At 60.5% G+C, this 12,696-nt stretch carries 13 protein-coding genes; 10 read left to right on the top strand and 3 right to left on the bottom strand.

Annotated features, from left to right (window positions below; translation table 11 throughout):
* Positions 1-155: 155 nt before the first annotated feature.
* The 8 genes from CLU93_RS18980 to CLU93_RS18945 all read left to right on the top strand — a co-directional run bounded on the left by CLU93_RS18980 (position 156) and on the right by CLU93_RS18945 (position 8,739).
* Complete coding sequence (locus CLU93_RS18980) at positions 156-1,292, top strand: DegT/DnrJ/EryC1/StrS family aminotransferase (RefSeq protein WP_099762875.1); 1,137 nt, start codon at positions 156-158, stop codon at positions 1,290-1,292.
* Between the two features lie 11 nt (positions 1,293-1,303).
* Entirely contained in the window at positions 1,304-2,299 is a 996-nt protein-coding gene (locus CLU93_RS18975) for a glycosyltransferase (RefSeq protein WP_099764475.1), read from the top strand.
* Positions 2,299-3,216: a formyltransferase gene (locus tag CLU93_RS18970; RefSeq protein ID WP_099762874.1), complete on the top strand. Its 918-nt coding sequence runs from the start codon at positions 2,299-2,301 to the stop codon at positions 3,214-3,216. Before CLU93_RS18975 ends, CLU93_RS18970 begins: the two co-directional genes overlap by 1 nt.
* A 21-nt stretch (positions 3,217-3,237) precedes the next feature.
* Entirely contained in the window at positions 3,238-4,290 is a 1,053-nt protein-coding gene (locus CLU93_RS18965) for a bifunctional UDP-4-keto-pentose/UDP-xylose synthase (RefSeq protein ID WP_099762873.1), read from the top strand.
* Complete coding sequence (locus CLU93_RS18960; protein WP_099762872.1) at positions 4,290-5,249, top strand: polysaccharide deacetylase family protein; 960 nt, start codon at positions 4,290-4,292, stop codon at positions 5,247-5,249. Before CLU93_RS18965 ends, CLU93_RS18960 begins: the two co-directional genes overlap by 1 nt.
* A 75-nt stretch (positions 5,250-5,324) precedes the next feature.
* Positions 5,325-5,795, top strand: a complete 471-nt coding sequence (locus CLU93_RS18955; RefSeq protein WP_165829515.1) for a peroxiredoxin — start codon at positions 5,325-5,327, stop codon at positions 5,793-5,795.
* Positions 5,796-6,095: 300 nt separating this feature from the next.
* Positions 6,096-7,916 carry a PhoH family protein gene (locus CLU93_RS18950; protein WP_099762871.1) on the top strand — a complete coding sequence of 607 codons (1,821 nt, stop codon included), beginning with the start codon at positions 6,096-6,098 and terminating at the stop codon, positions 7,914-7,916.
* A 148-nt stretch (positions 7,917-8,064) separates the two neighbouring features.
* A complete protein-coding gene (locus tag CLU93_RS18945) occupies positions 8,065-8,739 on the top strand; it encodes a site-2 protease family protein (protein WP_099762870.1) in 675 nt (224 codons plus the stop codon).
* A gap of 24 nt (positions 8,740-8,763) precedes the next feature.
* Here CLU93_RS18945 and CLU93_RS18940 read toward each other — a convergent pair whose 3' ends face one another.
* Together CLU93_RS18940 and CLU93_RS27905 are read right to left on the bottom strand one after the other, a co-directional pair.
* The gene (locus CLU93_RS18940) at positions 8,764-10,131 is read right to left on the bottom strand and encodes an NAD-dependent succinate-semialdehyde dehydrogenase (protein WP_099762869.1); all 1,368 of its coding nucleotides are present in this window, start codon (positions 10,129-10,131) and stop codon (positions 8,764-8,766) included.
* 156 nt (positions 10,132-10,287) lie between these two features.
* The gene (locus tag CLU93_RS27905; protein ID WP_133250811.1) at positions 10,288-10,488 is read right to left on the bottom strand and encodes a hypothetical protein; all 201 of its coding nucleotides are present in this window, start codon (positions 10,486-10,488) and stop codon (positions 10,288-10,290) included.
* Positions 10,489-10,818: 330 nt separating this feature from the next.
* On the opposite strand from CLU93_RS27905, the gene CLU93_RS18935 reads away from it, so the two are divergent.
* Together CLU93_RS18935 and CLU93_RS18930 are read left to right on the top strand one after the other, a co-directional pair.
* Positions 10,819-11,760: a bestrophin family protein gene (locus CLU93_RS18935; protein WP_099762868.1), complete on the top strand. Its 942-nt coding sequence runs from the start codon at positions 10,819-10,821 to the stop codon at positions 11,758-11,760.
* Between the two features lie 82 nt (positions 11,761-11,842).
* A complete protein-coding gene (locus CLU93_RS18930; RefSeq protein WP_099762867.1) occupies positions 11,843-12,043 on the top strand; it encodes a heavy-metal-associated domain-containing protein in 201 nt (66 codons plus the stop codon).
* Positions 12,044-12,171: 128 nt separating this feature from the next.
* Here CLU93_RS18930 and cueR read toward each other — a convergent pair whose 3' ends face one another.
* A complete protein-coding gene (gene cueR / locus CLU93_RS18925; RefSeq protein WP_099762866.1) occupies positions 12,172-12,591 on the bottom strand; it encodes a Cu(I)-responsive transcriptional regulator in 420 nt (139 codons plus the stop codon).
* Between the last annotated feature and the right edge of the window lie 105 nt (positions 12,592-12,696).

The following is a 12,696-nucleotide window of genomic DNA, read 5'->3' as shown; positions in this document are numbered from 1 at the left end:
CCCGCCCCCGCATCAGCAGGATTTTTCACCGCTGAACTGGCTGCGCCGCCATACTGACAAGATAAAATAGCCATGCCTGCCAGCGGCCTTTGACCGCATTGGCAGCCTCGGCGACGCCGATACCCTGACAGAATACAGACCCAAGAACCGCGCCCATGACCTCTACCCTGCCCTTTTTGCCTTTTTCCAAACCCACCATCGATGAAGCGACCATCGCCGCCGTCGGCGAGGTGCTGCGCTCGGGCTGGATCACCAGCGGCCCGAAAGTGCAAGCCTTCGAAGCCCAGCTGTCCGAATATTTCGGCGGACGCCCCGTGCGTACCTTCAATTCGGGCACCTGCACCATGGAAATCGCGCTGCGCATCGCCGGCATAGGCCCCGGCGACGAAGTCATCACGACGCCCGTGTCGTGGGTAGCGACGGCCAACGTCATCATCGAAGTGGGCGCCACGCCCGTGTTTGCCGATATCGACCCCGTCACGCGCAATATCGACCTCGACAAACTGGAAGCGGCCATCACGCCACGCACCCGCGCCATCATCCCCGTCTACCTGTCGGGCCTGCCTGTCGACATGGACCGCCTGTACGCGATTGCTGAAAAGTACAATTTGCGCGTCGTGGAAGACGCGGCGCAGGCGTTCGGCTCCACCTGGAAGGGCAAGCGCATCGGCGCGTTTGGCGACTTCGTCTCGTTCAGCTTCCAGGCCAACAAGAACATCACCACGGGCGAAGGCGGCTGCCTCGTCCTGAACAACCTGGAAGAAGCCAGGCTGGCCGAGAAATACCGGCTGCAGGGCGTCACGCGCAGCGGCGTCGACGGCATCGATGTCGATGTGCTGGGCGGCAAATACAACATGAGCGACATCATGGCCGCCATCGGCCTGGGCCAGTTCGCCAATATCGACGCCATCACGGCCCACCGCCGCGCGCTGGCGCGCCACTATTTCGAGCAATTCGGCAGCGACTTCGAAGCGCAGAGCGGCGCCCAGCTGCCGGTACAGGATTTTGAAAACAGCAACTGGCATTTGTTCCAGATCATCCTGCCCGACAATGGCCCCGGCACGCGCGCCGCGTTCATGCAGCAAATGGCGCAGCAAAACGTGGGAACGGGCTATCATTACGCACCGATCCACTTGTTTACCATGTACCGCGAACGCGGCTTTACCGAGGGCATGTTCCCCGTCTCGGAAAAGATCGGCCGCCTGACCGTGACCTTGCCGATGTTCTACGCCATGACGACACAGGACGTGGAACGCGCCGTCGCCACCGTCAAATCCATTCTCATCAAGTGAGCAGCGCGCCGATGAAACCTGAACTGTCCATTATCATTCCGATCTACAACGAGCAGGATGGCCTGGCCAGCCTGTTCGCGCGCCTGTATCCGGCACTCGATGCCCTGCAGACGAGCTACGAGATCATCTTTATCAACGACGGCAGCCGCGACAATTCGGTGGCCATCCTGGCGGAACAGTTCCGCCAGCGCCCCGACGTCACGCGCGTCGTCCTGTTCAACGGTAATTATGGCCAGCACATGGCCATCCTGGCCGGTTTTGAAGCGTCGCGCGGGCAGATCATGGTCACGCTCGACGCCGACCTGCAAAACCCGCCCGAAGAAATCGGCAACCTGGTGGCGAAGATGCGCGAAGGCTACGATTACGTGGGCTCGATCCGGCGCAAGCGGCAAGATTCCGCCTGGCGCACCCTGGCCTCGAAGATGATGAATCGTCTGCGTGAAAAGATCACGAATATCAAAATTACCGACCAGGGCAACATGCTGCGCGCGTATGGCCGCAATGTGATCGACCTGGTCAACCAGTGCGCCGAAGTCAACACCTTCGTGCCCGCCCTGGCTTACACGTTTGCCCGCAAGCCCACGGAAATTACCGTCGAGCACGAGGAACGCTCGGCCGGCGAGTCGAAATACTCGCTGTACAGCCTGATCCGCCTCAACTTCGACCTGGTCACGGGCTTTTCGCTGATACCCCTGCAAATCTTTTCCATGCTGGGCATGCTGCTGTCCTTCAGTTCGGCCGTGCTGGTGATCTATCTGCTGGCGCGCCGCTTCCTGTTCGGCGCCGAGGCGCAGGGTGTGTTCACCCTGTTCGCCATTGCCTTCTTCCTGATGGGCGTGATCCTGTTCGGCATCGGCCTGGTGGGCGAATACGTGGGACGCATCTTCCAGCAGGTACGTGCCCGTCCCCGCTACGTGGTGCAGACCATCTTGCAGGATGGCATGGTCCAGGCGGAAGCCGAGGCGCCATCGTATGTGCGCCTGGAAAAGCGCCAGGTGGGCCGCTGATGGGCGCCCCACGCGCCGTCGTCTTCGGCTACCACAATGTGGGCGTGCGCTGCATCAAGGTGCTGCTCGCTGGCGGCGTCGATATCGCCCTCGTCGTCACGCACGAAGACAGCCCCACGGAAAACCTGTGGTTCGAATCCGTCGCCAGCCTGTGCCAGGCCGAAGGCATCCCGTACATCACGCCTCTGGACGCGCGCGCGCCCGAGCTGCTGGCGCAGGTGCAGGCGGCACAGCCGGACATGCTGTTCAGCTTTTACTACCGTCACATGCTGCCGGCCAGCATTCTGGAGGTGGCGCCCGCCTACAATATGCATGGCTCGCTGCTGCCGCAGTTCCGCGGCCGCGCGCCCGTCAACTGGGCCGTGCTGCATGGCGCCACGCAGACGGGCGCTACCCTGCATGAAATGACGGTCAAGCCCGACGCCGGCGCCATCGTGGCGCAAACGGCCGTGCCCATCCTGCCCGACGACACGGCCTTCGAAGTGTTCGGCAAAGTCACGGTGGCGGCGGAGCAAACCCTGTGGCGTGTGCTGCCGGCCTTGCTGGACGGTACGGCGCCGCGCCAGTTCAACGATTTGCGCCAGGGCGGCTATTTTGGCGGGCGCAAGCCGGAAGACGGCCGCATCGACTGGAAGTTACCTGCGCAACAGGTATACAACCTGCACCGGGCCGTCGCCCCGCCCTATCCCGGCGCGTTCACCGAAGTCAACAATATCATTTACACCATCGAAACTGCCCGTTTGAGCAAGCGTGCCGCAGGAAGTTTGCCAGCGGGCTTGGCGGTAGTGGATAATTGCATCTTTGGCGTCTGCGGAGACGGCCGCATGCTGGCCATTTCCGCGCTGAGGGCTGCCGGGGAGCCGATTTCGGCTCAGCAATTGCAAGCAAGTCTGACCGCCCGCGTCAGCACACACTGATATCACTCAAGAGAATCTCACATGAAAAAAGTCCTCATCTTAGGCGTCAACGGCTTCATCGGCCACCACCTGTCCAAGCGCATCCTGGAAACCACCGACTGGCATGTCTACGGCATGGACATGAACACGGACCGCATCACGGAATTGCTGGAAGATGACAACTACAAGTCGCGCATGCACTTCTTCGAAGGCGACATCACGATCAACAAGGAATGGGTCGAGTACCACGTCAAGAAATGCGACGTGATCCTGCCGCTGGTCGCCATCGCCACGCCGTCGACCTACGTCAAGCAGCCGCTGCGCGTGTTCGAACTGGACTTCGAAGCCAACCTGCCTATCGTCCGTTCGGCTGCCAAGTACGGCAAGCACCTGGTGTTCCCGTCGACCTCGGAAGTGTATGGCATGTGCCACGACGAGGAATTCGATCCGGAAAACTCGGAACTGATCTGCGGCCCGATCAACAAGCCGCGCTGGATCTATTCGAACGCCAAGCAACTGATGGACCGCGTGATCTGGGGCTACGGCATGGAAGGCTTGAACTTCACCCTGTTCCGTCCCTTCAACTGGATCGGCGCCGGCCTGGACTCGATCCACACGCCAAAAGAAGGTTCTTCGCGCGTGGTGACGCAATTCTTCGGCCACATCGTGCGCGGCGAGAACATCTCGCTGGTCGACGGTGGCGCGCAAAAACGCGCGTTCACCTACATCGATGACGGCATCGATGCGCTGATGCGCATCATCGCCAACAAGAATGGCATCGCCAGCGGCAAGATCTACAACATTGGCAATCCAGTCAACAATTACTCGATCCGCGACCTGGCCGGCATGATGCTGACCCTGGCTGCCGAGTATCCTGAATATGCCGAAGGCGCGAAACACGTGAACATCGTGGAAACCACGTCGGGCGCCTACTACGGTGCCGGCTACCAGGACGTGCAAAACCGCGTGCCGAAAATCACGAATACCTGCGAAGAGCTGGGCTGGGCGCCAAGCACCACCATGGCCGATTCCCTGCGCAATATCTTCGACGCCTACCGCAGCCAGGTAGCCCAAGCCAAAGCCCTGATGGATTAATGTTGAGCAAGCCGTTCCTGACCCTGAAAATCGACGTCGATACCTATCGCGGCACCCGTGAAGGCATGGGCAATCTGGTGCGCATGCTGAGCACGCACCAGGCCAAGGCCACCTTTCTGTTCTCGCTGGGCCCTGACCACACGGGCTGGGCCCTGCGCCGCGCCTTGAAGCCCGGCTTTTTCAGCAAGGTCTCGCGCACCTCGGTGGTCGAGCACTACGGCTTGAAAACATTGATGTACGGCACCTTGCTGCCGGGACCCGATATCGGCAAGCAATGCGCGGCGCAATTGCGCGCCGTGCGCGATGCCGGTTTCGAGTGCGGCATCCACACCTGGGATCACACCCTGTGGCAAGACAACGTGGCCAAGCGCAACGCCGCCTGGACCATCAACATGATGCGCAAGGCCGCCAACCGCTACGAACAGGTGTTTGGCACCAAGCCGCACACGCACGGCGCGGCCGGCTGGCAAATGAATGTCAGCGCCTTTGTCGAACACGACACGGCCGGCTACCGCTTTGCCTCCGACGGCCGCGCCATGCTCGACGCGCGCGGTGCCATGGCGCAGCCGTCGCAAGGCCCGCACCGCGTACGCAACGGCAACACCATCCTGCAATGCGTGCAACTGCCCACCACCCTGCCCACCCTGGATGAATTGCTGGGCTGCGAAATCGACGGCAAGCTGATCACGACAGGCAATGTTGCCGCACATATATTGTCGCTGACGGCGGACAATCCGCGCGACCACGTGTATACCTTGCATGCGGAACTTGAAGGACAGAAACTCGCCCCCATTTTCGAACAACTGCTGGCTGGCTGGAAAGCCCAGGGCTACCAGTTTGCAGCGATGGGCGATTATTATGAAAAGATAAAAAATGCGGACTTGCCCGTTTGCCCGATCACCTGGGATGAGTTGCCCGGACGTTCGGGACGCCTGATTGTGCAGGGCAAAGCGGCCTGAATGCTGTATTGTTGCACCTGGATGCGTTGCCAGATTAAAAACCAGCGCTGATGATCACCGTTCAGGAGAGAACCTGTGGCTGATAGCCAATCCCTCGTTAGCATACCCGACTTTAGTGCCGCCATGACCAGCGGCAAGACCTTTCAGTTGCTGGGCCGTCCGGCCAAGGCCACGGTACTGTTTTTCTATCCGAAGGACAACACCCCCGGCTGCACCACTGAAAACATCGCCTTCCGTGACGCGCATGCGCAATTTGTTGCCGCCGGCGTGGAAATCTACGGCATCAGCCGTGATTCCCTGCGCTCGCACGAAAGCTTCAAAGCCAAGCTGGAACTGCCCTTCGAGCTCATTTCCGACCCGGACGAAGCCGTTTGCCTGCTGTTTAACGTCATGAAGATGAAACAGATGTATGGCAAGACGGTCCGTGGCGTCGAACGCAGCACGTTTGTGATTGACGCCCAGGGCCGATTGGTGAAAGAATGGAGAGGCGTGAAGGTCGCAACTCACGTGGAAGAAGTGCTGGAATTCGTGGCGCGTCTGAATTGATCATCTGTTCTGATCGCATGCGCGTTGTCAGCCTCCAGCCAGCTTGGTTCGACATTAGCTCAACCGCAGTTCAGTTCACGGTACCTATCGCCATTTTGAGTCAACGAAGCGCCTCCACCCACTCCGCCAGGCGGGCCTGCAGCCCGCCGATGGCGTCCATGACCAGCCATGTTGCCGGCCTTCCGGCAGTCCCTCGTCCTGTAGCATTGTTGTTCCCCCGCATCCACCCCATGAGAAGTGCCGCCAGAAGCTGGCTGCCCATGGGCGATTCATTCCAGAAATTTTTTGATTGAGATCCTGATGCCACTGCCAAAATTACCGAGCAAGCCAGCCACCATCCTGGCCACCCAAGATTACCCAACCGCAGGCGCAGCGCGCCCGGCCACCAAAACCCCGGCAGCCAAGAAAGTGGCTGCACCGATCATTGAAGCGGCGATCGCCGAAGTTGCCAAGCCGGTCCGCAATGCGGCCACGAAGATCAAGCAAGTGGCGGCCCTGATGGTCGCCAAGCCGGCGCCTGCCGTTGCTGCACCTGCGCCGGTTGTGGCCGCGCCGGTCGCCGTTGCCGCGCCTGCGGCGAAAGCCAGGCCGGCGGCAAAAGGCAAGGTCACGCCGATCAAGCCCGTCCAGCAGGTCGAGCAGCCACATCCGGCCAAGCACAAGGCGGTCGAAGTACAGCTCAAGTCGTCCGCCAGCCGCGCCGCCGACCAGCGCGGCATCAGCAAGCTGTTCGTGCTTGACACGAACGTGCTGATGCACGATCCATCGTCGCTGTTCCGCTTCGAGGAACACGATGTGTACCTGCCGATGATGACCCTGGAAGAGCTGGACAACCACAAAAAGGGCATGACGGAAGTGGCGCGCAACGCACGCCAGGTCTCGCGCACGCTCGACGCCCTGATCAGCAACACGGATGACGATGCCATCGAACACGGTATCTTGCTGTCCAAGCTGGGCAACAAGGATGCCAAGGGCCGCTTGTTCTTCCAGACGCGTCTGCAAAGCGCCGACTTGCCGGCTGGCTTGCCAGTGGGCAAGGCCGACAACCAGATCCTGGCCGTCGTGCGCTCGCTGGAATCGGAACAGGAAGGCCGCCCCGTGGTGCTGGTGTCGAAAGACATCAACATGCGCATCAAGGCACGCGCCCTGGGCTTGCCGGCCGAAGATTACTTCAACGACCATGTGCTGGAAGACACGGACTTGCTGTACTCGGGCATCGTGCAATTGCCGGACGACTTCTGGAACAAGCACGGCAAGGACATGGAATCCTGGCAGGAAAGCAAGAACGGCTACAGCTCGACGTTCTACCGCGTGACGGGTCCGTTCATTCCATCGCTGCTGGTCAACCAGTTCATCTACCTGGAACCGAAAAACGGCGAAACGCCGTTCTACGGCCAGGTAAAACAGATCAACGGCAAGACCGCCGTGCTGCAAACCCTGCGCGACTTCAGCCACACCAAGAACAATGTGTGGGGCGTGACGGCGCGCAACCGCGAACAGAATTTCGCGCTGAACTTGCTGATGAATCCGGAATGCGACTTCGTCACCCTGCTGGGCCAGGCCGGTACCGGCAAGACCTTGCTGGCCCTGGCCGCCGGCCTGGCACAAGTGCTGGAAACCAAGCTCTACAATGAAATCATCGTTACCCGCGTGACGGTGCCCGTCGGCGAAGACATCGGTTTCCTGCCAGGTACGGAAGAAGAAAAGATGTCGCCATGGATGGGTGCCTTCGACGACAACCTGGAAGTGCTGAACAAGTCCGACTCCGATGGCGGCGAATGGGGCCGTGCGGCAACGCAAGACCTGATCCGTTCGCGCATCAAGATCAAGTCGCTCAACTTCATGCGCGGCCGCACGTTTGTGAACAAGTTCCTCATCATCGATGAAGCACAGAACTTGACGCCGAAACAGGTCAAGACCCTGGTCACGCGCGCCGGTCCCGGCACGAAGATCCTGTGCCTGGGCAACATCGCGCAGATCGACACACCGTACCTGACGGAAGGCTCGAGCGGCCTGACCTACGTGGTCGACCGCTTCAAGGGCTGGACCCACAGCGGTCACGTCACCCTGGCCCGCGGCGAGCGCTCGCGCCTGGCCGATCACGCCAGCGAAGTGCTGTAACGTGCTGTAACTTAAAGCGGGCGGCGCAAGCTGCCCCAGTCATTCAAAGCCCCGGCTGCAGCGATGCAGGCGGGGCTTTTTCGTGTGCGCGACTTTTTCCTGCGACATGGTCTAATACCGCTCTCTTTCCTCCAGGACACCGTATCCGATGCCTCCCGCCTTCCAGTTGCTGCTTTGCCTCCTCATCTTCATGTTGATCCACATTTCCGTCATGGCGGCCTGCGCCAGGCTGTTCGGCATCACGGTGCGCAGCATCAGCTACGGCGTGGGCCCGACCTTGCTGAGCTGGGGCAAAGTGCGCGTCAAACTGCTGCCCCTGGCCGGCAATGTGGTGCTGAAAGATACGCGTGAAGAAACGCTGTATGACGACGACCCCTGCCTTGACGCCTATAACTTCCAGCCGCTGTGGAAGCAATGCGTGTTACCGCTGAGCGGCGTGGTCGTCTTGCTGGCCTTGTCGCTGGGCATCATGGGCGCCTCGGGCTGGGCCAGCTTTGGCGCCGCCTTCGGACAGATCATCCGCGGTGCGCTGGCGCCGCTGTCGACGGCGCAGGAATTGCTGGGTGAAGGGGAAACGTTTGCCCGTACGCACGGTTTTGCGCTGGTGTTCGCCCTGTTCTCATTGAAACTGTGCGCCTTCAACCTGCTGCCGTTCGCCGGCTTGAACGGCGGACAGGCGCTGCTGGCCATCGCGCGCGGCGGACGCGCTTTTGTGGCGTGGGAAGAACCGCTGACGAAATGGATGCTGTTGCCGGGACTGGCGATCTTGCTGGCGTGGGTAGTGGCGTTCGGCTGGTATGGCTGGCAAGCGCTGGGGGCCTGAGGCAGCGCCCCCGAGGTCGCCCGGTCAGCCGACCAGCACCAGCTTGCGGTTGACGAATTCCATGATGCCCAGATCGGACAATTCGCGGCCATAACCCGAATGTTTCACGCCGCCAAATGGCAGGTCCGGCGCCGTGATGGCCGGCGAATTGATGAACACCATGCCCGTGTCGATGCGGCTGGCAAGGCGTTTTCCGCGTGCAACGTCTGCCGTGATGATGGTGCCGCCCAGGCCAAACGGCGAATCGTTGGCCAGGGTAATCGCCGCGTCGTCATCCTTGACGCGGAAGATCATGGCAACGGGGGCAAAGAATTCCTGGTAGTAGACGGGATTGCTTGGCGTCACCTCGGTGAGGATGGTCGGCGCCATGAAGTAGCCGGCGCGCTCGATGCGCTTGCCTCCCAGCAGCACTTTCGCTCCGCCCTCCACGGCTTGGCCGACTTGCTTGACGGCCAAATCCAACGCCGATTTGCTCGACAGCGGCGCCAGGGTGGTGGCGGCATCCATGGGGTCGCCAGCCTGCAGCTTGGCCAGTTCTGCCTGGAAGCGTTCGACGAAGGTATCGGCAATGCTGTCGAGCAGGATAAAGCGTTTCGAGCCGTCGCATACCTGGCCCGCATTCTGGATACGGCCGATGACGGCCAGCTTGACGGCCAGGTCCATGTCGGCGTCGTCCAGTACGATGAAGGCGTCGCTGCCACCCAGTTCCATCGTGGTTTTTTTCAGGGCCTTGCCGGCCGTGGCCGCCACGGAAGCGCCGGCGCGCTCACTGCCCGTCAGCGCCACGCCCTGCACGCGCGGATCGGCGATGGCCGTGGCCACTTGCTCGCTGGAAAAGAATGCATTCGTGTAGGCGCCTGCTGGCGCACCCGCGTCGAGGAACAGTTTTTCAAAGGCGAGTGCGCACTGGGGCACGTTGGACGCGTGTTTCACGACCAAGGTATTGCCCGCCATCAAATTTGGACCCGCGACCCTGGCCAGCTGGTAGTACGGGAAATTCCACGGCTCGACGCAGAAGATCACGCCCAGCGGCGCAATTTCCACGCTGGCCGCGCCGCGCTTGACGTCAAGTTGCTTGGGCGCAAGGAATTTCTCGGCATTATCGGCGTAGTAGTCGAGGATTTGCACGCACAGCGACACTTCCTGCTGCGCTTCCTGGAACAGCTTGCCCATTTCCACGGTGATCAATTTGGCGAAGTGATCGCGTTGTTCTTTCAGTAGCATGGCCGCTTTCTTGACCACTGCCTTGCGCTCGGCAAAGCTGCGCTGGCGCCAGTCGCTCTCGAAGGTGGTGGCGGCCTGGGCCAATATACCGTCCATTTGCGCATCGCTATGCGCAGTGAAGGTCTGCTCGATCTGTTCGCTGTAGGGATTCGTGGTCTGATAGCTCATCTGGTTTCCTTGGTCGTGGCGCCCCGGGATTGCGTGGGGTAGCTGGGCAGTATGCTGGAGGACTGGCAGCGCGACAGTACGCACGCGAACATAACGGTCAATGACAACAGGCACCTTGCGGCGCCTGTGCACGGATGGAAAATCAGCCAGGGAAACTCAGTTCACGCGTTTGGCCGGCATGTCCTGCCCCTCCTGACGCAGCACCAGTTGTTGCGTCTTGCCATCGGCATCCTTGCTGAAGCGCACTTCCGCATCGACGTCATTCGAGAAGAAAGCCGTCTCGCTCATCGGCAGCATAGCCAGCTTGCGAAAACCCATCACCTGGGCGAAGATGACCGGGTCGCAACAAACATACAAGCTGGTTTCGTAACAGCTATACAACAAGCAAGACGTTGAAACAGCAGCAGGCCGCGCACCGCAAGAAGATCAGGCAACGGCAGGATACGGAGAACTGAAATTCACACAAGTTCCTACAAATGAAATATTCATTCATGAAATGAATAACCGCTATCGTCACTGTGAATTGGCTGGAAACAGGTCTGCGGCCTATACTCAAGCCGTCTCCCCTACATTGTTTCCCATGCACACCCTGCTCAGCCCGCACACACAGCGGGCTTTTTGTTCCCGGCCTTTGCCATTCTGTCTTTTCCCCCTTGCCGATCACCAGCCCCACACCGGGAGCACAGCATGATCGTGCGCGAGCGTCCATCGGCGCTACGGCTGTTCCTGGTGGTGCGCGGCTCCGTCCTGCCGCGCATCCGCACCACCCTCATCGTCAACACCCTGATCGCCACCCTGGTCACCTGGTGCCACGGTACCCTGTTCGACCACAAGATCATCCTCACCACCATCCCGTTTACCCTGATCGGCTTGCCGCTGGCCATCTTCCTGGGCTTTCGCAACACGGCCGCCTACGACCGCTACTGGGAAGCGCGCAAGCTGTGGGGCGAACTGGTATTGCGTAGCCGTAATTTCTCGCGCCAGTGCCAGACCATGATACGCAGCGATACGCCCGCCCACGCCCGGCTGGGCCTGGACGATGTCCGCGTGCGCATGATCTACCGCACCATCGCTTTTTGCCACGCCCTGCGCCACCAGTTGCGCGACACGCGCGGACCGGACGACTTGCAGCCGCTGCTGCGCCCGGCTGAATGGGAAGCGGCCTGCAAGGCCTCGAACCCGTCCGACTACCTGATGCTGCAGATGGGCCACGACCTGGCCGACTGCGTCCGGCAGGGGCGTATCGACAGCATCCTCACCGCACAGATCGATAACACGGTCTCGGCCATGGTAGCGGCGGGCGCCTCGTGCGAACGCATCCGCAGCACGCCGATTCCCTTCTCGTATTCGCTGCTGCTGCACCGCACAGCTTATCTGTACTGTTTCCTGCTGCCTTTCGGCCTGGTCGATTCGCTGGGTTTCATGACGCCGTTCGTCGTCGCCATCGTCGCCTATACCTTCTTTGGCCTCGATGCCCTGGGCGACGAGATCGAGGAACCGTTCGGCGAAGATGCCAACGATTTACCACTGTCAGCCATGTGCCGCGCCATCGAAATCAGCTTGCGCGAATCCGTGCAGGATGAGAATGTGCCGCCGCCCATGCAAGCTGACGATTTTCTGCTGAATTGATCCACACGCCAGCTTTCCCCTTGACCTTACCATCGGGGGAAGGCTTACAGTGGGAACACTTAATCATTCAAGGAGTGCTTGCATGTATCAGTTACAAGTTGAAAACATGAGCTGCGGCCATTGCGTCGGCTCGGTCACGAAAGCGGTGCAAGGCGTCGATCCTGCCGCACAGGTGCAGATCGACCTGGCCAGCAAGCGCGTCACGGTGGAATCGCCCGCCGAACTGGGTGCCATCAGCGCCGCCATCGTCGAGGCGGGCTACCCCGTCACCAGCGCGCAGTAACAGCAGTGGCATCAACAAGACAGCCGGCCTTCGCGCCGGCTGTTTCCGTTTACCCGTCCAGCTCAGGGTAGTGCCGGAAGATGCCTTCCTGATTGAATGCAATCCATCCCGACTCCTGTTGATTCAACTCAGTGGCAACATGCTTTCGCTTCCGTGTCGCCAGCCAGCCCCAGGCTTTGCAAGATGGGACAATCGGGCTTGTCGTCGCCATGGCACGATTGCGCCAGGTGAGCCAGGGTATCGCGCATTTCCGTCAGTTCGGCGATGCGCTTGTTGAGCTCGGCGACGTGCGCCAGGGCGATACCTTTCACGTCCGCGCTGGCGCGCTGGTCGTTTTGCCACAGCGACAGCAATTCGCGGATCTGTTCCAGCGAAAACCCCAGCCCCCGCCCGCGCTTGATAAAACGCAAGGCGTGCAAGTCGTTCGGCGTGTAGATGCGGTAACCGGCGTCGCTGCGCGCGCTGGGTTTGAGTAAGGTAATGCTTTCGTAGTAGCGTATCATTTTTGCCGATACGCCCGTTTCACTGGCTGCCTGGCCGATATTCATTCTTATTGCTCCTTGGTGTGCGTGCTAAGTAGGTCGTGGGAAATTATTGTGAAGTTATGACGAACAGAACCGGATGCTCTGCAAGGCGCCTGCTGTGACGCAGTG

It is taken from the genome of Janthinobacterium sp. 35 (assembly GCF_002754575.1).
Lineage (GTDB): Bacteria > Pseudomonadota > Gammaproteobacteria > Burkholderiales > Burkholderiaceae_D > Janthinobacterium > Janthinobacterium tructae.
The sequence above is the reverse complement of the archived record's forward strand: the minus strand, read 5'-3'. Positions and strand labels throughout refer to the sequence as shown.